The sequence below is a fragment of the Massilia sp. BAP21 genome, assembly GCF_057801335.1.
Genome location: NZ_CM173596.1, coordinates 5,620,246 through 5,638,771, shown reverse-complemented (window position 1 = coordinate 5,638,771; position 18,526 = coordinate 5,620,246). Strand labels below are relative to the sequence as shown.

The window sequence follows — 18,526 nt, the reverse complement described above, 5'->3', positions numbered from 1 at the left end:
GCATCAATCGCGGAGCAGGTAAAGGGCCAGCGGCGTATACACGGCGATGGCACCCAGGACGATCATCAGCAGGCCGAGCAGGGGATACCAGTTGAGCGTGCTGGACGGCGCTGCCGGCGCGGGGATGGACTGCTCGGTGATCGCTGCGGAATCGATGGCGTTCATGATGCGTATTGTTGACTGGGTGAAAGACGCGCTATTGTAGCCTCACGGAAAGTTTCCGACATCCCAAAATCATTGCTTTGTAGTATTTTTCCTACAACTGTCGCGCATGCATGCAAGGCGGGCACCGCCCGCCGCCCCGGTAAGCGACAGCGCCCGGCGCGCCGCCTGCTCAATTGTGAATGTATCTGGCGAACACGTCGCTGAAATCGCGCTTGGTGTGCGTATCGAACATCGCCGTATTCAGCGCTTCCAGCAGTTCGCCATACTGGCTCACCAGGCTGCCCGCGCCCGGCGCGATATTCAGCTTGTGCACCGACGCTGTGGCATCGAGCGCGCGCAGGGCGTTATCGCGCGACAGCGCATTGCGCTTTTGCTGCTTGCCGATCGTGATCAGGGCTTTATAGATATCCTTCAGCTGCTCGATGAAGCTCTTCTTCACGTCGATCGAAAACTTCGTGCCTTCCAGGTTGAATTTCAGCTCGATGTCCATGTCCAGCGTGCCGGCGGTTTCGATGCTGACGTCGGTGATCTGGTACGACGCATAATCGTAGCGCTTGATCGAGCGCTTCGAGGACACGGCCGAGTCGCCGTCCACGTGGATCAGGGCGAGGTTGGTGAAGCAGTATTCGTCCTTCTTGCTCTTGATGAGGAAGAAGATCTGCTCGCCGTCTTCGCTGAACAGGTAATCGTCCGCATCGACCTTGTCGTAATCGGCCGCGCCGACAATGACGCCGATATCGCTGAACCCCAGTGCTTCCGCTGCCAGTCTCTTGAACATGATCGCCCTCGCGTGATGAAAGCAGCCAGATTAGCACTGTTTCAAATTGGCAAATAGCGGATTAGCGGCCGCAACGATTTTTTGCGGGGAAAGCGCGGCATTGCCCCAACACGCCCGGCAAATGATCGGCCCCGGCGTCAAGATTGTAGCAATCAGGAAATTGCAATACTATCTATAACCTGTGTTGTAACGCACCGTTCTATCCTGAGGATCTGATTGCATGAAGACTATTCCATCGAAGCTGATACTGGCCGCATGCATTGCGTCGGCCTTCGCGTCGACCGCCCTGGCGCCGGCCCACGCCGCCGGCAAGCCGGCGGCCAGCGCATCGCAAGCCGGCCTGAAAGTGGACTTCCAGAAGTTCACCCTGCCCAACGGCCTGGACGTGGTCTTCCACATCGACCGTTCCGACCCGGTGGTGGCCGTCAACCTGACCGCGCACGTGGGTTCCTCGCGCGAAAAGGCCGGCCGCACCGGTTTTGCCCACCTGTTCGAACACCTGCTGTTCCTGGAATCGGAAAACCTGGGCAAGGGCGGCCTCGACAAGATGACGGCGCGCATCGGCGGCTCCGGCGCCAACGGCTCGACCTCGCAGGACCGCACCAACTACCTGCAGACGGTGCCGAAGGATGCGCTGGAAAAGATGATCTGGGCCGAAGCTGATAAACTCGGCTGGTTCATCAACACCGTCACCGAGCCGGTGCTGGCCAAGGAAAAGCAGGTCGTCAAGAACGAGAAGCGCCAGGGCGTGGACAACGCGCCGTATGGACACACCTGCTACGTCATCAACAAGGCCCTGTACCCGCTTGATCACCCCTACAACTGGCAGGTGATCGGCTCGCTGGAAGACCTGCAGAACGCGACCCTGGACGACGTCAAGGAGTTCTACCGCCTGTGGTACGTGCCGAACAACGTGACCCTGGTGATTGCCGGCGACTTCGATCCGGCCCAGGCGCGCAAGTGGGTCGAGAAGTATTTTGGCGAGATCAAGCGCGGCGCGCCGATCCAGGCCATGGCCAAGCGGCCCGGCGTGGTGAAGCAGACCGTGAAACTGGCGCACGAAGACAACTTCGCCAAGCTGCCCGAGCTGACCATGGCCTGGCCGACGGTCGAGGACCTGCACCCGGATTCGTACGCGCTGGAAGTGCTGGCCGAATACCTGTCCGACACCAAGCGCGCCCCGTTCTACCAGGTGCTGGTGGAAGACGACAAGCTGGCGCCCGCCGTCCAGATGGGCAACCAGACGGCGGAACTGGCCGGCCAGTTCATGCTGAAGGTGCGCGCCTTCGAAGGCAAGCCGCTCGACGACGTGGCCGCCTCGATCGACAACGCCTTTGCCAAGTTCGAGAAGGAAGGCATCTCCGAGCGCGACCTGAACCGCATCAAGGCCGGCCTTGAGACGCGTTTCTATAACGCGGTGTCGAGCGTGCTCGGCAAGTCGGCGCTGCTGGCCGAATACAACTACCTGACCGGCAACCCGGGCCACATCGAAGAAGGCATCCGCAAGACCCTGGCCGTCACCACGGCCGACGTGCGCCGCGTGTACGACACCTACATCAAGGGCAAGCCTTACGTTGCGACCAGCTTTGTCCCGCGCGGCAAGCTGGCGCTGGCCCTGAGCGGTTCCAGCAAGGCCGACGTGGTCGAGGAAAAGGTGGTGCAGGGCGCCGAGAACGCGGTCGATCCGAGCGCGAGCGCCGAATACGCCCGTACCCCGTCGAAGATCGACCGCAGCAAAGAGCCGCCCTACGGCCCGGCGCCGGTGGTGAAGGTGCCGCAGGTGTGGGACACCAGGCTGGCGAACGGCATGCGTGTGGTCGGCATCGAGAACGACGAAGTGCCGCTGGTGGAGTTCGACATCGCCATCGACGGCGGCCTGTTGCTCGACAAGCCGGAAAAGGTGGGCGTGGCCAACCTGATGGCGCGCCTGATGACCCAGGGCACGGCGAAGAAAACGCCGCAGGAACTGGAAGAAGCGATCCAGCAGCTGGGCGCCAACATCAGCGTGTTCGCGCGCAACGAAGACGTGCGCATCGGCGTCACCACGCTGGCCCGCAACTATGCGGCAACGCTCGACCTGGTCGAGGAAATCCTGCTGCAGCCGCGCTGGGACGAGAAGGAATTCGCGCTCATCAAGCAGAGCGTGCTGAGCCAGATCCGCCAGCAGGAAGCCGAGCCGAATGCCGTGGCCAGCCTGAACTTCGGCAAGCTCGTGTATGGCAAGGACGACCCGCGTTCGCGCAACATCCTGGGCACGGTGGAGAGCGTGAATGCGATCACCATCGACGACCTGAAGGCGTATTACCGCGCCAACCTGTCGCCTTCGGTGGCGCGCATGCACGTCGTTGGCGCCTTGCCAAAGGCGACGGTGACGCGTTCGCTGGCCGAACTCAACCGCGAGTGGAAGGCCAAGCCGGTCGCGCTGCCGGCCGCCGTGCCTGCACCGGCCCCGGCGCCGGCCAGGGTCTACTTCGTCGACGTGCCGGATGCCAAGCAGTCGGTGCTGCGTATCGGCTACCGCGCGCTGGCAGCCACCGACCCGGACTTCTACCCGGCGATCGTGACCAACTACATCCTCGGCGGCGGCGGCTTCGCCTCGCGCCTGACCCAGCAACTGCGTGAGGGCAAGGGCTACACCTACGGCATCAACTCCTCGTTTACGGGCAGCGACAGCGCCGGCCCCTTCACCATTGCCAGCGGCGTGCGCAGCAACGTCACGCTCGAGTCGGCCCAGCTGGTGAAGCAGGTGCTGCAGGAATACCCGGCCACCTACTCGGCGGCTGACCTGGAAACGACCAGGAACTTTCTGGTGAAGAGCAATGCACGCGCCTTCGAGACCTCGGCGGCGAAGCTGAACATGCTGGACAACATCAGCAAGTTCGGCTGGCGCGCCAGCTACGTCAAGGACCGCGAAGCCATCGTCAAGGCCATGACGCTGCCGCAGATCCAGTCGCTGTCGCAGAAGTACCTGGACCCGTCGAAGATGGTCTGGCTGGTCGTGGGCGACGCCAAGACCCAGTTGCCGCGCATGCAGGAGCTGGGCTTCGAGGAGCCGGTCGTGATCGGCAAATAAGCGGCAAATAAGCAGCAAATGAGCAGCAAATAAGCAGCAAATAAGCGGCAAACAAGCAGAGCAATTAGGCGGTCAATAGAACAGCCGGGGTCGGGTCTGGGATTCAGACACGGCCTCTGCTGTATCCGAGTTTTCGAAACGATAGAGAGAAAGCGTCGATGAACAATTTCCGCATTGCAGCTTTGGCCGGACTGGTCATGATGGGGCAGGTACACGCCGCACCGGTGACGAGTCACTTCCCCGCGCATGGACTTGGGTCCTTCCTGGCCGAGCAATTCGACCTGGCCAGTATCCGGAGCTCGTTTGGGCCACGGCGCACTCCGGCGCAGAGGACCTTCGCCGATTTCGGCATGCAAGCCAGCCGGGCCACCAACGATACACTGGTGTTCGAGACGCCGGGCAAATGGTTGTATGAACTGAAAATCGTGGGGCGGCGCGACGTCAACAACGACGGCATCGAGGACCTGGAGGTATGCTTCACCGATCGGGCCCTGAATGGCGGAACCTACGACACGACGAGCGGGCTGCTGATCACCCGTTACTCGGCAGGGACGTATGCCGTCGCCCTGAGCTACAGGCTTGACGATGGTATTTGCCAGGAAAGCCGGCGATAGTATTGCGGGCAGGGTCTGTTTCAAGCGCCGCCACCGAGCGGCGTGCTTTCACATGGTTGCACGCGCCGGAACGCCGCCATCGGCGCCGCGATCCACGATGACTGGTTTTGCATGATGACTGATCGCACTTGGTACTTCGGCTGGAACATCGTTGCCGCCGCCACCCTCCTGACCACGCTCACGGTAGGCATGCGCCTCGGCATCGGGCCTTTCTTCCTGCCGATGGTCGAGGACCTCGGCTTCAGCCGCAGCCTGCTGGCCTCGATCATCGCCATCGGCATGCTGTGCTATGGCCTGGCGATGCCGCTGGCGGGTTACCTGGTCGGGCGCTTCGGCACCCGTTTCGTGCTGCTGCTCGGCACCGCCGTCGTGTTCGGCTCGGTGATCTGGACCGTGAACGCCCGCTCGCCGCTGGCCTTCCTGCTGGCGTTCGGCGTGCTGATGTCGGTCGGTCTGGGCTTCACCAGCCCGGTGGCGCTCACGCCCATCATCAGCCGCTGGTTCACCCGCCAGCGCGGCATGGCGCTGTTCTTCCTGTCCACCGGATCGATGGCCGGCATGGCGCTGCTCACGCCGATTCTCACCGCGGCCATCCACGCGATCGGCTGGCAATCGACGCTGATCGGCTTCGCCATCCTGTTCACGGTGGTGACCGTCCCGGCGGCGCTGCTGTGCATGCGCGAGGGGGCGCCCGAGCATACCGACTTGCTGCCCGAGCAGGTCAGCGTCCACAAGGCCGGTAGCAAGGCACCGGCGGTCAGCCTGACGTTCGTTGCGGCGGTCCAGACGTCACCGTTCTGGAAAATCGTGATCGGCCTGTTCGCCTGCGGCTTCAGCATGAACCTGCTCGGCACCCACGGCGTGCCGATGCTGATGGACCATGGTTTCGATGCCATGACCAGCTCGTACGGTATCGGCCTGATCGGCCTGGTGGCCATCCTCGGCACGCTGGTGCTGGGCCGGCTGTCGGACCGCCTGCCGCGCCGCAACATCCTCGGCACCATCTACCTGGTGCGTGGCCTAGGCTTCTTCGCGCTGCTGGCCGTCGGCACCCATTGGGAGCTGTATATCGCCGCGGCCATTGGCGGCATGGTCTGGGCTGGCAGCATCGCCACCTCGTCGGCGATGCTGGCCGATATCTACGGTGTGCGCCTGGTCGGCGTGATGTACGGCACCGCCTATCTCGGCCACCAGGTCGGCGCCATGCTCAGCTCCTGGCTGGGCGGCTGGGCCTTCGACCGCTTCGGCACGCACTGGGTCGCCTTCGGGATGTCCGGCGTGCTGCTGGTGATCGCGGCGGCCGTGTCGATGCGGCTGCCGCTGAAAGGTTTTACCTTGATGGCGCCGGTTGCACGGGCCGCCGGGTAGGGGACGAAGCTAGCGCAAGCCAAAAAAAGGGACTGCCGCGCTAACGGAAGTCCCTTTGTCGGTTGATGCAGGCGCCCGCGGGCGGCCCCGGATCAAGTGCGGCGCTTGCGCGTCACGACCGCCTTTTTCTTCTTCGGCGTCACCACGACCTTCGATTTGCTGCGGCTCGAAGCCTTGGCTTTCATCTTCACACCACCGCTCGAGGCCTTGATGCGCGGCGCACGGCTGCTGGCCTTCATCTTGACGGCGCGCGGGGCGCTGGCGACGACCGGGTCCTTGCCGTTGATGTAGCGGCGGATGTTCAGCGCGTCCATGATGCGCGCCGACGAGGCGCCGGCGTTCAGCAGCACCATGGTCGCGTTTTTGCCGGCGGCCTTGATGCTCATGATCAGGCAGCGGCCCGCTTCCTGGGTGTACCCGGTCTTCGACAGGCCGACGTCCCAGCCCTTGGCGCCGACCAGGCGGTTGGTATTGTGGAATTCGACTTCGCGGCTGTTGATGCTGACCAGGTTCTTGGCATCGGTGGTGCGGTCGGTGATTTCCTTGTACCCGCTGGCGGCGTTCGCCATCTTGACCAGGTCGGCCGCGGTCGAGCGGTTGTTCGGCGACAGGCCGGTCGGCTCTTCGATCACGGTGTTGGTCATGCCCAGCGCCGCGATCTTGCGGCGCACGGCGGCCTTGAAGGCCGGCACGCCGCCCGGATAGGTGCGGGCCAGCGAGGCGGCGGCGCGGTTGTCCGAGGACATCAGGGCCAGCTGCAGCACGTCTTCGCGCGGAATGCTGGCGCCCACCGGTACGCGCGAGCTGCTGTGCTTCAGGGTGTCGACGTCGCTGCGGTCGATCTCGATCAGTTCCTGCATGTCCTGCTTCGCGTCCAGGATGACCATGGCGGTCATCAACTTGGTCAGCGAGGCGATCGGCATGACGGCGCTGGCGTTCTTTTCCAGCAGGACCTTGCCGGTGTCATCTTCCACCACCAGGACCGATTGCGAACCGAACGGCACCGCGAGTGCGGCAGCAGACGAGATCGACAATAGGACGGCAGCGAACAGTTTTTTCATCATGGTGTCGGAATGGGGAGTCGGGTTGAGGGCCAGGATGCCAGGGCGGCATCGCGTCTTGCTGTAAGGCACACCGAAGCTTGAAAGATAGCATCGCCATTTCCCTATGTCTATGGCGCACAGGAAAAAACGACCCTGATATGCATATTTTCCCGAAAAAAAGGCCCTGCGTTGCTGCAGGGCCTTTTTAGAGTTGCAAGAAGCTGACTGCTTCGTCAAGCCGATTACTTCGGCTGATAGATCTTGTCGAATTCGCCGCCGTCGTCGAAGTGGACCTTCTGGGCGTTGCGCCAGCCGCCGAACAGCTCGTCGACCGTGAACAGCGAGATCGGCTTGTAGTTCGCCGCATACTTCTTCATCACGGCTTCGTTGCGCACGCGCAGGAAGTGCTTGGCGCCGATTTCCTGGCCGGCCGGCGAGTACAGGAAGTTCAGGTAAGCCGTTGCTGGTTTACGCACGTTGCGGCGGTCGACCACCTTGTCGACCACGGCCACCGGCGATTCGGCCAGGATCGAGGCTTGCGGATACACGACCTCGAAGTTGTCGCCGAATTCCTTGCGCACCATGCTGACTTCGTTCTCGAAGGTCACCAGCGCGTCGCCGATCTGGCGCTGGGTGAAGGTGGTGGTGGCGGCACGGCCGCCGCCGTCAAGGATGGGCACGTTCTTGAAGATGCGGCCGACCAGGTCGCGTGCCTGGGCTTCGTTGCCGCCCTTTTTCAGCACCGAACCCCAGGCCGCCAGGTAGGTGTAGCGGCCGTTGCCGGCGGTCTTCGGGTTCGGGATCACGACCTGCACGCCCGGCTTGGCCAGGTCGTCCCAGTTCTTGATGCCTTTCGGATTGCCCTTGCGGACCAGGAACACCATGGTCGAGTAGTAGGGCGCCGCATTGTTCGGGAACTTCTTCGCCCAGTCCTTGGCCACCAGGCCGCGGTCGGCCAGCATGTCGATGTCGTTGGCCTGGTTCATGGTGACGACCGAGGCTTCCAGGCCGTCTGCCACGGCGCGCGCCTGCTTGCTCGAGCCGCCGTGCGATTGCTTGATGTTGACGGTGTCGCCGGTTGCTTTCTTGTAGTCGGCAATGAAGGCCGGGTTGATATCCTTGTACAGCTCGCGCGCCACGTCGTAGGACACGTTCAGCAGCTCGACGTTGGCGGCGCTTGCGCTCAGCGGCAGGGCGGCGCCCAGGGCCAGTGCGACGCCAAGCGACAGCGCCAGGCGGCGCAGGGGCAGGAAGTGTTGATTCGGCATATGTTCTCGCTTTTTGTATGCTATTGGGACAGTGTGCATGTTCCTTAATTTCGGCACGAAACGGAAGAATACTTTCGTCATATGCTTAGAAGCTGCGCGCGCCTGGGCGGAGGTATGCATGGCTTCCGGCAGACGAACCCGCTTTCGGTGTATAGTCCGGTCATTGCGTTACCCCGACGGGATAGCGCTTTGCAAAAGCGCTTTGCAAAAGAATAGTGAGACAAGGATGTACAGGTTAGATGGTATGGGTATCGATATTCGCATAGCAGCACCGGCCGACGCCGCTTCCGCCTGCGCCTTGCTCCGCCGCTCGATCGCGCTCGGCTGCGAGGCCGATCATCGCGACCAGCCAGGGCTGCTCGACACCTGGCTCGGCAACAAGACGCCGGAAAATGTCGCCGCCTGGTTCGCCGCGCCGACCAATTACGCCATCGTTGCCGAGCAGGACGGCAAGCTGCTCGGCCTGGCCTTGCTAACCCAGGCCGGCAAGGTGCCGCTGTGCTACGTCGAGCCGGACGCCTTGCGCATCGGCGTCGGCCGCGCCCTGCTGGCGGCCCTGGAAACGCAGGCGCGTACCTGGAACATCCGCAAGCTGCACCTGCACAGCCCGCACAGCGCGGCGCAATTTTTCGAGCGCCATGGCTACACGAATGCGGGCCTAGAAAGGTCCTGCTTTGGTATGGAAAGCAACCTGTTGTGGAAAGCACTGGATATCGATCCAGCGGTTGCAGCGAAACAAGGCAAACGATTTTGTAATTGCAGTCAATAAGCAACAAGTAAGCACTTCTTTGTGCGAAGTTGTTAAGTTATAGTACGCAACTTCGCATCGATGAGTAGCTTATGTCTTCCCGTAGAGATTTCCTTCGACAGGGCATGCACCTGTCCGCCCTCGGCGTCCTGAGCCCGACCCTGATCGGCAGTGCCCAGGCTGCAGCGCAGGCAGCGCCGGCCGACCTGACTCCGCCTCCCGATTTGTTCGACGCGCAATTGCTCGACCTCGATTTCTGGGTCAAGCCGCGCACGCTCACCGTCACCCGTCCGGCCAGTGGCGAAAAGGCCAAGATCCTGTACTGGAAGGACGGCGAGATGATCGATTCCGCCTACCAGCAACTGTGCCACCTGCTGCGCGACGTGAATGGCAAGCAGACCGCGCCGATCGATCCGAAGCTGCTGGAAATCCTGTGGAGCACGCAGGCCTTTATCGCCCGCTACGGCCTCGAGCAGCCGCTCGAGATCCTGTCGGGCTACCGCACCCCGGCCTCGAACGCACGCCTGATCGAAGCCGGCGTGCCCGCCGCGCGCAAGTCGCTGCACATGACGGGGAAGGCGGCCGACATCCGCATCGCCAGCCTGAACGAGGAAGTGCTGGGCGGCCTCGTGCGCAGCTTCCGTACCGGTGGGGTGGGGTACTACTACCGTTCCGGCCCGAAAGGCGGCTGGATTCACGCCGATACCGGCCTGAACCGCACCTGGAAGGGATGATCGCACCGCGGTGCGCCGGTTCGCAGCGATTCTTGCTATCGTAGGGGTGTGCGGCGCCGCTTGCGCCGCCGTATCGACGCATCCCGACTCATTCGATCCGAGGAGAAAACGATGGCAACGATGAACGCACCCACGATGGACCGCCGCACCAGCCCGGAACGCCGCCTCGCCCTGCGCGAAGGCCGCCGCTCCGCCATGTCGGCGCTCGATTACCTGGCCATGGCGCTGCTGATCATCGGCGGCCTGAACTGGGCCATGGTCGGCCTGTTCGACGTCGATATCGTCGCCACCATCTTTGGCCCGGGCAGCCCGGCAACACGCCTGGTGTACGTGGTGGTGGGCCTGGCCGCGCTGTACTCGATCTACACGACGGCGAAGATGGCCACTGCCAAGCGCCATTGATGGCGTCGCCCGCGGCCGTGCGCATCGGCCTGATTTCCGATACCCACGGCCTGCTGCGCCCGGAAGCCTTGAGCTTCCTGGCCGGCTGCGACCGTATCGTGCACGGCGGCGACATCGGTAAACCCGGCATCCTCGACGAGCTGGCGCGCATTGCGCCCCTGACCGTGGTGCGCGGGAACAACGACCGCGAGGCCTGGGCCGCCGCCATCCCCGTGACGGCGACGCTGCACTGCGCGGGCGTGACCCTGTACGCGATCCACGACCTGAAGGAACTCGACATCGACCCGCGCGCGGCCGGGGTGCGCGTGGTCGTCTCCGGTCATTCGCACAAGCCGGCCTGCAGCGAGCGCGGCGGCGTCCTGTATGTCAATCCGGGTAGCGCCGGCCGCCGCCGCTTCACGCTTCCGGTTTCCTGCGCCGAACTGCTGATCGAGGGTGATGTGGTGACGCCGCGCATCGTCACCATCGTCGACGATTGAAGCCGCGGCACACGCATGCATGTAAATGCCGTAGCATACGGCTCTTACGTTATTCTTATCGCATGTCATGACCGCATCAAACGAATCCCAAGACACCCCGCCGCGCTTTCGTCCCCGTCCCTGGATCCACCTCGAGACCCCGCAGGATGTCGAGCTCTGGATCGCCGAACACGACCAGGCGATGCAGGACCTGATCAAGCCGCAGGAAACCGGCTATGGCGTCAAGTTCACGCTGGCCGAAGGCGGCGACATCTACCTGCAGACCGGCGAGGACGCCATCGTGCTCGACGTCGAGCCGGACGCGGCCTGGATCGCGCCCCTGATCACGGCGGCCACCGGCGCCGAGCCGCCGCCGGGCCAATACTGGCTGCTGCCGGCGGACAGGCTGGTGCAGCTGGTCATCGGCTTGTCGAGCCTGGTTGCCAGCACCACGCTGGTGGTCGGCCACCGCTTCGGCTCCCATGGCCGCCGCATGAGCTATTAACGATCCCTGGCGCGGCACGCCGCGCATCTTGCTGCATGCAGCGGCCGCGGCGTATCCGCATCAGAAATGATGCGTTACGCCCATCGCCAGCGTCCGCGTCTCGATTCCCATCTGCGGCATCGTCGTCCCTGCCACCAGCGGCAGGGCGGTGCCGTTCAGGATCACCGTCGACACCCCGAAATTGCGCACCGACCCGGCCCGCAGGTACAAGCCGGTGCGGCGCGACAAATCGTAATCCGCGCCCAGCATGATGCCCAGCGCCGACGACTCGGCCAGCTGGCCGGAAAAATCGCGCGCCCGCTCGGTATCGCGGTACACGGCCGAGGCCCGGTAGGTGAACTGCCCACGCGGCACGATCAGCCCCAGCGTCACCAGCGAGGCCTCGCCGCTCTGCGCCTCGCGCGGCTTGATCTGGACCCAGGACGTCGACAACACCAGCCGGCCATTGTCGAAGATCGCGCCGACCGACGGGATATCCGTGCGGACGCTGCGCGCAGGCGTCCCGGCTGTGACCACGACCGGGCTGCTGAAGCCCTGGGTCAGGCTGGCCGCCAGGTAGAACGGTCCGCTGTTGTACGACAGCACGCCGCCGCGCGCGCCGGTCCGCGGTTCGTTGGTGCCGGTCGGGTTGGTGGCGTAGATGAACTGGGCCGACAGCGGGCCGACGCGCGGCGTGGCGTAGGTAATCGACTTCGGAACGCGCACCGGAATCGTCGCCGCGCCGGGGCCGAGGTCGGTGTTCGAGCCGAGGCCGCGTGGGGTCTGCATGATGCCGCCGCCGACCCAGGTGTAGACCGAGTTCGTGACCGGCAGGCCGTAGGGATCGATGAACAGCGGCAGCATCGCATTGATCTGGTTACCGATGCGCACCGTGCCCCAGGTGGCCGAACGCAAGCCAACCCAGGATTCGCGGTTGAACAGGGCCGCGGCCTGCTGGCTGCCGTCGTCGGCATTCAGGCCCGCTTCCAGCTTGATCTCCGCCTTCAGGCCGCCGCCCAGATCTTCCGATGCGTAGAAGCCAAGCTTGGAGCTGTAGGTGCCGCCGCTTTGCATCTGCCACTTGCCCGCGGCGTGGTCGGTCTTCGTGTACAGCGCGCCGAGGTCGACGGTGCCGTAGACCACCGTGGTGCTGGCGGCACGGCTGAATTCGGGCAGCTGGGCCAGGCGGGTCATCAGGTAGGAGGGCGTGGTCTGGGCACTGGCATGAGTGAAAGCGCAGGCGAGGGCGGTGCAGAGCAGGGCGCGGCGGAAGGAGCTTGGCATGGAGGAAAGGTGGGTGAAATTGATGGCGCGCATTATTGCATATGGATAATGTGCGTCACCAGCGAGGCGGGGTGGACATTTGTTGTGCTTAGGTAACAAATGTCAGCGTGCCTGATATTGCCCACGTTTCGAACGATCGCATGCCGTACCGCGTGGACACAGGTGTCCACCCTACCAAAGCAAGACACGAGTACCTAGCGCAGTGTGGCCCAGAGCGGATGTAGGGTGGGCCGGGCCGCGCCAGGCACCTGTGCCCACGCGGTCTTTCGTGTCCATGCACACCCCACCGCCACAAACAAAAACAGCCCGCCAAAGCGAGCTGTCTTTCCAAGGGGCGATCCGATTACATATTCGGATAATTCGGCCCGCCGCCACCCTCCGGCGTCACCCACACGATATTCTGCGTCGGGTCCTTGATGTCGCACGTCTTGCAGTGCACACAGTTCTGCGCATTGATCTGCAAGCGGTCCTGTCCCGCATCGGTCTTCACGTACTCGTACACGCCCGCCGGGCAGTAGCGCTGCTCGGGGCCGGCGTACTTGGCCAGGTTCACCTCGACCGGAATCGCCGGATTTTTGAGAGTCAGGTGCACCGGCTGGTCTTCCGCGTGGTTGGTGTTCGAAATGAACACCGACGACAGCTTGTCGAAGGTCAGCTTGCCATCCGGTTTCGGATACACGATCGGCGTGAATTCCGAGGCCGGGCGCAGGCATTCGTTGTCGGCGTGCTTGTGGCGCAGCGTCCATGGCGCCTTGCCCTTGAAGATCAATTGGTCGATGCCAGTCATCACCGTGCCCAGGTACAGGCCCTTGCTCATCCACGGCTTGAAGTTGCGCGCCACGTGCAGTTCTTCGTGCAGCCAGGAGTTCTTGAAGGCTTCCGGATAGCTCGTCAGTTCGTCGTGCTGGCGGCCTGCGCCGAGTGCGGCAAAGGCCGATTCCGCAGCCAGCATGCCGGTCTTGATCGCGCCATGGCTGCCCTTGATGCGGCTGACGTTCAGGAAGCCGGCGTCGCAGCCGATCAGGGCGCCGCCCGGGAACACGGTCTTCGGCAGCGATTGCAAGCCACCCGCGGTGATGGCGCGCGCGCCGTAGGAGATGCGCTTGCCGCCTTCGAAGTAGCCGCGGATCGACGGGTGGGTTTTGTAGCGCTGGAATTCCTCGTACGGCGACAGATACGGGTTCTGGTAGGACAGGCCCACCACGTAGCCGACGGCCACCTGGTTGTTCTCCAGGTGATACAGGAAAGAGCCGCCATAGGTATCGGTCGGCAGCGGCCAGCCGGCGGTGTGGATCACCAGGCCCGGCTTGTGCTTGGCCGGGTCGATTTCCCAGAGTTCCTTGATGCCGATGCCGTACACCTGCGGGTCCTTGCCCTTGTTCAGGTCGTACTTGGCCATCAGCTGGCGGCCCAGGTGGCCGCGCGAGCCTTCGGCAAAGAAGGTGTACTTCGCGTGCAGCTCCATGCCGAGCTGGAAGTCCGGACCTGGTTCGCCGTCGCGTTTCACGCCCATGTTGCCGGTGGCGACACCCTTCACCGAGCCGTCTTCGTTGTAGAGGATCTCGGCCGCCGGGAAGCCGGGGAAGATCTCCACGCCCAGGTTTTCCGCCTGCTGGCCCAGCCAGCGCGTCACGTTGGCCAGCGAGATGATGTAGTTGCCGTGGTTGGTCAGCGACTTCGGCACCATGAAGCCCGGCGTCGCGTACGACTTGGTCTCGGTCAGGAACAGCACCTGGTCTTCGGTGACCGGGGTGTTGAGCGGCGCGCCGAGTTCCTTCCAGTTCGGGAACAGCTCGTTCAGCGCGATCGGGTCCATCACCGCGCCCGACAGGATGTGGGCGCCGACCTCGCTGCCTTTTTCCAGCACGCAGACCGAGACGTCCTGGCCTTTTTCCGCCGCCAGTTGCTTCAGGCGGATCGCCGCCGACAGGCCCGCCGGGCCGCCGCCGACGATCACAACGTCGTACTCCATTGCTTCGCGCGGTCCGTATTGTTCGAGGATGTTGGTAGGCTCTGTCATGGTCGTAAAATGGGTTAAAAAAATTTAAGCACGAGTGTGCGGGTTTTTGCTGCCGTTTGCAATGTGGCACGCCGGTTTAGGGCAACTTTTAGGTGCCTTAATCTAATCCCGGCGGTCCGCGGCTGCGTTTTATGACATCATTATGCCTTCATAGTCATCCGTGCAGCGCCACCCCAGACAGGAGCCAACGTGGGCATTGAAGTGAATTTTGAAGGAAAGATCGCCATGGTCACCGGCGCCTCGAGCGGCCTCGGGGCGCGCTTCGCGAAAGCCCTGGCCGGCGCCGGCGCCCAGGTGGTGCTCGCCTCGCGCCGCATCGAGCGCCTGAAGGAGCTGCGCGCCGAAATCGAGGCCGACGGCGGCGCCGCCCACGTGGTCACGCTGGATGTGACCGACCTGGCCAGCATCAAGTCGGCGATTGCCCACGCCGAAACCGAAGCCGGCCCGATCGACATCCTGGTGAATAACTCCGGCGTGCAAAGCACCCAGCGCCTGCTCGACGTCACCGAAGACGATTACCAGTACATCATGGACACCAATTTGCGCGGCGCCTTTTTCGTGGCGCAGCAGGCGGCCAAGCGCATGATCCAGCGCGCCAAGGGCGACCCGCGCAAGCAGCACCGCATCGTCAACATCGCCTCGGTGGCCGGCCTGCGCGTGCTGCCGCAGATCGGCGTCTACTGCATGAGCAAGGCCGGCGTGGTGCAGATGACCAAGGCAATGGCGGTGGAGTGGGGCAAGTACGGCATCAACGTGAACGCCATCTGCCCTGGCTACATTTCCACCGAGATGAACGAGGATTATTTCGAGACCGAGCAGGGCAAGAAGCTGATCGAACTGCTGCCGCGCAAGCGCCCGGGCAAGCCGGAAGACCTGGATGGCCTGCTGCTGTTGCTGGCAGCCGAGGAAGCCCACTTCATCAACGGCGCCATCATCACGGCCGACGACGGCATGACGGCGCAGTAAGTTTTTGCAGCACCGATTTTTTAGCAACAAGAGCAGGAAGCATGAGCAACAAGAAGTTGGTACACACGATGCGGATGCCCGTCCGCTGGGGCGACATGGACGCCATGGGCCATGTCAACAACACGGTTTATTTCCGCTACATCGAAACGGCGCGCATCGCCTGGCTGGAACAGGTGGGCGCCTTGCCCGACCCGAGCAGGAGCGGGCCGGTGCTGATCAATGCGCAGTGTTCGTTCCTGAAGCAATTGAAATACCCGGCCGAGATCGAGGTCACGTCCTGGGCCGGTCCGCCGGGACGGTCGAGCTTCGAGGTGTCGCACGAGATTCGCCTCGTGGAGGCGAATGGCGAGGCCGGCGCGCTGCATGCCGAAGGCGCGGCCAAGATCGTCTGGGTCGATTTCGCGGCGGAGAAGTCGGTGCCGCTGCCGGATGAGATACGCAGCCTGCTGCCGGCTGCATGATGCGAAGCGCCCGGAGGGCGCTTTTTTATTGGCACCTGTAACCTCTACATTCGCGCAACTAGCCGAAGCGGAAACGTCTCCCGTACGGTGGGCACCCCGTGCCCACGCGGTACGCACCCCTCCGCCAGTCCGCAGCAGCGAGGCATCGCTCGAAACGCCTCCATCCACGACAAACCAGGCACGGCGACCGGCTCCGCTTGAAGCCGGGGAGCGGCAATTCACGGCCACGGGTGCAAGCATGCGCACGTACCGCGTGGGCACGGAGTGCCCACCGTACGGGATACGCTTCGTCCCATCTACGTGCTAACACCACTCAACCGTCAAGCCCCATAGCCAGACCGTTGTAATCCCGTCGCTTGTGAAAATGTGTGAGTTTTTACCACCTTGCGATGTGGCAATATGACGCGCTTTCGGAACCGGCAACCGGAAAGCGCATCCCCGCTGCATAAACGTCGACTGTCAAGTGTTGCAAAAGAGGCTTGCCACTAGCGACATTGTTCTCGAAGGCAAGTCGCGCGATTATAATTTGAACGGCAACACCCGGTCGCACGATTGAACCTTGCTGTCGAATTCGCCCTCACTTCCTACGCATCTCTCGTCTATGTCCACTCACGAAGTCGCCTTCTCCATTGCCCGGCACGCTGCCTGGGCCCCTGGCGTGACTTCGTCCGACGCATGGGCCGCGTGGGTTGATACGCCCTGGCCCATCGCCATGGGCGAGGAGCCGAAGGTCGCCGCCATGCCCGCCATGCTGCGCCGGCGCGCCGGCTTCCTCGGCCGCATGGCGCTCGAAGTGGCCTACGACTGCCTGGAAGGCCAGGCCGACGTGCCCACCGTCTTCTGCTCGCGCCACGGCGAGGTGGCGCGCTCCATCGAACTCCTGAGCGACCTGGCGCGCGGCGAACCCCTGTCGCCCACCGCCTTCGGCCTGGCCGTGCACAACGCCAGCGCCGGCCTGTTCTCGATCGCGCGCGCCGACCGCGCCAACCACGTGGCCCTGGCCGGCGGCAGCGCCACCGTCGAACATGCCGTGATCGAAGCCTGCGGCATGCTGGCCGACGGCGCGCCGCGCGTGCTGCTGGTCGCCTGCGACGCGCCGCTGCCGGGCCTGTTTGCCGCCTTCGAGGATTGCGACGAGCAGCCCTGGGCCTTTGCCTGGCTCATGACCGCGGCCGATGCCAAGCCGCTGCGCCTGTCCTGGCAGGGCGCGCAGGCCGGGGAGACGGCGAGCACGCCGGGCGGCCTGGATGTGCTGCGCTTCCAGCTTGGCGCCACGCCCGCGCTGGTGCGCGACACCGGCGCCATGCGCTGGACCTGGAGCCGCGATGCGTGAGCGGCTCTGGCACGGCTGGCGCGTGCTCGCCACCGGCATCAGCTTCGCGCTGTTCGGCCTGGGCGGCCTGCTGCTGCGCGTGCTCGTGTTCCCGCTGCTGGCGCTGTGCCTGCGCGACCCGCAGGCGCGCATGCATGCGGCGCGCGCCACCATCCGCGCCAGCTTCCGCGCCTTTGTCGCCATCATGCGCGGCCTTGGCGTGCTGCGCTACGAAATCCACGGCCTCGACAAGCTCGAGCGCCAGGGCCAGCTGATCCTGGCAAATCACCCGACCCTGATCGACACCGTGTTCCTGATCGCCTTTGTGCGCAACGCTGATTGCATCGTCAAGGGCGGCCTCTGGAACAACCCGTTCACAAGCGGCCCGGTGCGCGCGGCGCGCTACATCTGCAACGACCGCGGCCCCGAGCTGGTCGACGACTGCATCGCCTCGCTGCGCGCCGGCGGCAACCTGATCGTGTTCCCGGAAGGGACGCGCACCCCGCGCGGCGGCGCCATGCAGCTGAAACGCGGCGCCGCGAATATCGCCGTGCGCGGCGCGCGCGCCGTGACGCCGGTGCTGATCACCTGCACGCCGCCCACGCTCGGCAAGGGCGACAAGTGGTGGCACGTGCCGCCGCGCCAGGCCAGCTTTCGCATCGAGGTGCTGGACGACATCGGCGTCGAGCGCTTCAGGGACACCGGCGTGAGCGAGGTCCTGGCCGCGCGCCGCCTCACCGAACACCTGCAACATCTTTTTTTGGAAGAAGGCCAGCAACATGCTTGAACAGGAAGTGAAGGAACTGATCATCGACGTCCTCCAGCTGGAAGACATCGCTCCCGCCGACATCGACAGCGAGGCGCCTCTGTTCGTGGAAGGGCTGGGCCTCGATTCGATCGACGCGCTCGAGATCGGCGTGGCGCTGCAGAAGCGCTACGGCATCACGCTGTCGGCGGAGTCGCAGGAAACGCGCCGCCATTTCGCATCGGTGCGCGCGCTCGCAGCGATGATTGAAGCTAACCGCAAGAAGTAGGAGAAGGCCATGGTAGCCATTAACGACATGAACCGCGACGAACTGTTTGTCTGGACCGCCGACCTGCTGGCCGAGATGTTCGAACTCGACCGCGACGCGCTGACCCCGGAATCGAACCTGTACGCCGACCTCGACATCGACAGCATCGACGCCGTCGACCTGGCCGTGAAACTCAAGCAGATGACCGGCAAGCGCCTGGCGCCGGAAGTGTTCAAGACCATCCGCACCATCGGCGACGTCGTCGATGCCTTGTCCGACCTGGCAGTGTCCAACCTGGCGCCGGCCGGCCTGGCCGAAGAGCAGCCGGCGTAACA

General features: G+C 63.9%; 20 protein-coding genes. 14 read left to right on the top strand and 6 right to left on the bottom strand.

From position 1 onward, the window contains the following. Positions 1-3 precede the first annotated feature (3 nt). The gene (locus ACWYRN_RS24590) at positions 4-165 is read right to left on the bottom strand and encodes a hypothetical protein (RefSeq protein WP_488690408.1); all 162 of its coding nucleotides are present in this window, start codon (positions 163-165) and stop codon (positions 4-6) included. A gap of 169 nt (positions 166-334) precedes the next feature. After that, the gene (locus ACWYRN_RS24585; protein ID WP_488690407.1) at positions 335-943 is read right to left on the bottom strand and encodes a PH domain-containing protein; all 609 of its coding nucleotides are present in this window, start codon (positions 941-943) and stop codon (positions 335-337) included. A 220-nt stretch (positions 944-1,163) separates the two neighbouring features. Here ACWYRN_RS24585 and ACWYRN_RS24580 point away from each other — a divergent pair, with 220 nt between their 5' ends. From ACWYRN_RS24580 to ACWYRN_RS24570, 3 genes are all read left to right on the top strand, one after another. Then, the gene (locus ACWYRN_RS24580; RefSeq protein ID WP_488690406.1) at positions 1,164-4,016 is read left to right on the top strand and encodes a M16 family metallopeptidase; all 2,853 of its coding nucleotides are present in this window, start codon (positions 1,164-1,166) and stop codon (positions 4,014-4,016) included. A 158-nt stretch (positions 4,017-4,174) separates the two neighbouring features. Then, entirely contained in the window at positions 4,175-4,630 is a 456-nt protein-coding gene (locus ACWYRN_RS24575; protein ID WP_488690405.1) for a hypothetical protein, read from the top strand. Positions 4,631-4,744: 114 nt separating this feature from the next. Further along, positions 4,745-5,998, top strand: coding sequence for an MFS transporter (locus ACWYRN_RS24570; RefSeq protein ID WP_488690404.1), 1,254 nt, complete (start codon positions 4,745-4,747; stop codon positions 5,996-5,998). A 92-nt stretch (positions 5,999-6,090) separates the two neighbouring features. Here the strand turns inward: ACWYRN_RS24570 and ACWYRN_RS24565 are convergent, their stop codons facing one another. Both ACWYRN_RS24565 and ACWYRN_RS24560 read right to left on the bottom strand, forming a co-directional pair. Then, positions 6,091-7,062, bottom strand: coding sequence for a serine hydrolase (locus ACWYRN_RS24565; protein WP_488690403.1), 972 nt, complete (start codon positions 7,060-7,062; stop codon positions 6,091-6,093). 221 nt (positions 7,063-7,283) lie between these two features. Further along, positions 7,284-8,309, bottom strand: coding sequence for a sulfate ABC transporter substrate-binding protein (locus ACWYRN_RS24560; protein WP_488690402.1), 1,026 nt, complete (start codon positions 8,307-8,309; stop codon positions 7,284-7,286). 244 nt (positions 8,310-8,553) lie between these two features. Between ACWYRN_RS24560 and ACWYRN_RS24555 the strand changes: the two genes are divergently transcribed. The 5 genes from ACWYRN_RS24555 (at position 8,554) to ACWYRN_RS24535 (ending at position 11,156) form a co-directional block, all read left to right on the top strand. After that, positions 8,554-9,078: a GNAT family N-acetyltransferase gene (locus ACWYRN_RS24555; RefSeq protein ID WP_488690401.1), complete on the top strand. Its 525-nt coding sequence runs from the start codon at positions 8,554-8,556 to the stop codon at positions 9,076-9,078. A gap of 104 nt (positions 9,079-9,182) precedes the next feature. Beyond that, entirely contained in the window at positions 9,183-9,791 is a 609-nt protein-coding gene (locus ACWYRN_RS24550; RefSeq protein WP_229436674.1) for a YcbK family protein, read from the top strand. A 111-nt stretch (positions 9,792-9,902) separates the two neighbouring features. Next, positions 9,903-10,193 (top strand): DUF378 domain-containing protein, encoded by a 291-nt coding sequence (locus ACWYRN_RS24545; protein ID WP_488690400.1) that lies wholly within the window; start codon positions 9,903-9,905, stop codon positions 10,191-10,193. Then, the gene (locus ACWYRN_RS24540) at positions 10,193-10,672 is read left to right on the top strand and encodes a metallophosphoesterase family protein (protein WP_488690399.1); all 480 of its coding nucleotides are present in this window, start codon (positions 10,193-10,195) and stop codon (positions 10,670-10,672) included. The genes ACWYRN_RS24545 and ACWYRN_RS24540 overlap by 1 nt, the downstream gene beginning before the upstream one ends. A 67-nt stretch (positions 10,673-10,739) precedes the next feature. Next, positions 10,740-11,156, top strand: coding sequence for a hypothetical protein (locus tag ACWYRN_RS24535; RefSeq protein WP_488690398.1), 417 nt, complete (start codon positions 10,740-10,742; stop codon positions 11,154-11,156). A gap of 60 nt (positions 11,157-11,216) precedes the next feature. Here ACWYRN_RS24535 and ACWYRN_RS24530 read toward each other — a convergent pair whose 3' ends face one another. Beyond that, positions 11,217-12,419, bottom strand: coding sequence for a porin (locus tag ACWYRN_RS24530; protein ID WP_488690397.1), 1,203 nt, complete (start codon positions 12,417-12,419; stop codon positions 11,217-11,219). Positions 12,420-12,762: 343 nt separating this feature from the next. Beyond that, positions 12,763-14,439 (bottom strand): electron transfer flavoprotein-ubiquinone oxidoreductase, encoded by a 1,677-nt coding sequence (locus tag ACWYRN_RS24525; RefSeq protein WP_488690396.1) that lies wholly within the window; start codon positions 14,437-14,439, stop codon positions 12,763-12,765. 225 nt (positions 14,440-14,664) lie between these two features. Here ACWYRN_RS24525 and ACWYRN_RS24520 point away from each other — a divergent pair, with 225 nt between their 5' ends. From ACWYRN_RS24520 to ACWYRN_RS24495, 6 genes are all read left to right on the top strand, one after another. Next, positions 14,665-15,405, top strand: coding sequence for an SDR family oxidoreductase (locus ACWYRN_RS24520; protein WP_308633724.1), 741 nt, complete (start codon positions 14,665-14,667; stop codon positions 15,403-15,405). A gap of 41 nt (positions 15,406-15,446) precedes the next feature. Continuing rightward, positions 15,447-15,866, top strand: a complete 420-nt coding sequence (locus tag ACWYRN_RS24515) for an acyl-CoA thioesterase (protein WP_488690395.1) — start codon at positions 15,447-15,449, stop codon at positions 15,864-15,866. A 601-nt stretch (positions 15,867-16,467) separates the two neighbouring features. Next, positions 16,468-17,199 carry a beta-ketoacyl synthase chain length factor gene (locus tag ACWYRN_RS24510; protein WP_488690394.1) on the top strand — a complete coding sequence of 244 codons (732 nt, stop codon included), beginning with the start codon at positions 16,468-16,470 and terminating at the stop codon, positions 17,197-17,199. After that, on the top strand, positions 17,192-17,965 hold the full coding sequence (locus tag ACWYRN_RS24505; protein ID WP_488690393.1) for a lysophospholipid acyltransferase family protein: 774 nt from the start codon (positions 17,192-17,194) through the stop codon (positions 17,963-17,965). Before ACWYRN_RS24510 ends, ACWYRN_RS24505 begins: the two co-directional genes overlap by 8 nt. Further along, on the top strand, positions 17,958-18,212 hold the full coding sequence (locus ACWYRN_RS24500) for a phosphopantetheine-binding protein (RefSeq protein WP_229436664.1): 255 nt from the start codon (positions 17,958-17,960) through the stop codon (positions 18,210-18,212). The genes ACWYRN_RS24505 and ACWYRN_RS24500 overlap by 8 nt, the downstream gene beginning before the upstream one ends. Before the next feature lie 9 nt (positions 18,213-18,221). After that, positions 18,222-18,524, top strand: a complete 303-nt coding sequence (locus ACWYRN_RS24495) for an acyl carrier protein (RefSeq protein WP_229436663.1) — start codon at positions 18,222-18,224, stop codon at positions 18,522-18,524. Positions 18,525-18,526 lie beyond the last annotated feature (2 nt).

What these genes read in the sequence shown, in the direction of transcription:
- ACWYRN_RS24590 (WP_488690408.1), bottom strand. Translation starts at nt 165, where the DNA reads ATGAACGCCATCGATTCCGCAGCGATCACCGAGCAGTCCATCCCCGCG.
- ACWYRN_RS24585 (WP_488690407.1), bottom strand. Translation starts at nt 943, where the DNA reads ATGTTCAAGAGACTGGCAGCGGAAGCACTGGGGTTCAGCGATATCGGC.
- ACWYRN_RS24580 (WP_488690406.1), top strand. Translation starts at nt 1,164, where the DNA reads ATGAAGACTATTCCATCGAAGCTGATACTGGCCGCATGCATTGCGTCG.
- ACWYRN_RS24575 (WP_488690405.1), top strand. Translation starts at nt 4,175, where the DNA reads ATGAACAATTTCCGCATTGCAGCTTTGGCCGGACTGGTCATGATGGGG.
- ACWYRN_RS24570 (WP_488690404.1), top strand. Translation starts at nt 4,745, where the DNA reads ATGACTGATCGCACTTGGTACTTCGGCTGGAACATCGTTGCCGCCGCC.
- ACWYRN_RS24565 (WP_488690403.1), bottom strand. Translation starts at nt 7,062, where the DNA reads ATGATGAAAAAACTGTTCGCTGCCGTCCTATTGTCGATCTCGTCTGCT.
- ACWYRN_RS24560 (WP_488690402.1), bottom strand. Translation starts at nt 8,309, where the DNA reads ATGCCGAATCAACACTTCCTGCCCCTGCGCCGCCTGGCGCTGTCGCTT.
- ACWYRN_RS24555 (WP_488690401.1), top strand. Translation starts at nt 8,554, where the DNA reads ATGGGTATCGATATTCGCATAGCAGCACCGGCCGACGCCGCTTCCGCC.
- ACWYRN_RS24550 (WP_229436674.1), top strand. Translation starts at nt 9,183, where the DNA reads ATGCACCTGTCCGCCCTCGGCGTCCTGAGCCCGACCCTGATCGGCAGT.
- ACWYRN_RS24545 (WP_488690400.1), top strand. Translation starts at nt 9,903, where the DNA reads ATGGCAACGATGAACGCACCCACGATGGACCGCCGCACCAGCCCGGAA.
- ACWYRN_RS24540 (WP_488690399.1), top strand. Translation starts at nt 10,193, where the DNA reads ATGGCGTCGCCCGCGGCCGTGCGCATCGGCCTGATTTCCGATACCCAC.
- ACWYRN_RS24535 (WP_488690398.1), top strand. Translation starts at nt 10,740, where the DNA reads ATGACCGCATCAAACGAATCCCAAGACACCCCGCCGCGCTTTCGTCCC.
- ACWYRN_RS24530 (WP_488690397.1), bottom strand. Translation starts at nt 12,419, where the DNA reads ATGCCAAGCTCCTTCCGCCGCGCCCTGCTCTGCACCGCCCTCGCCTGC.
- ACWYRN_RS24525 (WP_488690396.1), bottom strand. Translation starts at nt 14,439, where the DNA reads ATGACAGAGCCTACCAACATCCTCGAACAATACGGACCGCGCGAAGCA.
- ACWYRN_RS24520 (WP_308633724.1), top strand. Translation starts at nt 14,665, where the DNA reads ATGGTCACCGGCGCCTCGAGCGGCCTCGGGGCGCGCTTCGCGAAAGCC.
- ACWYRN_RS24515 (WP_488690395.1), top strand. Translation starts at nt 15,447, where the DNA reads ATGAGCAACAAGAAGTTGGTACACACGATGCGGATGCCCGTCCGCTGG.
- ACWYRN_RS24510 (WP_488690394.1), top strand. Translation starts at nt 16,468, where the DNA reads ATGTCCACTCACGAAGTCGCCTTCTCCATTGCCCGGCACGCTGCCTGG.
- ACWYRN_RS24505 (WP_488690393.1), top strand. Translation starts at nt 17,192, where the DNA reads ATGCGTGAGCGGCTCTGGCACGGCTGGCGCGTGCTCGCCACCGGCATC.
- ACWYRN_RS24500 (WP_229436664.1), top strand. Translation starts at nt 17,958, where the DNA reads ATGCTTGAACAGGAAGTGAAGGAACTGATCATCGACGTCCTCCAGCTG.
- ACWYRN_RS24495 (WP_229436663.1), top strand. Translation starts at nt 18,222, where the DNA reads ATGGTAGCCATTAACGACATGAACCGCGACGAACTGTTTGTCTGGACC.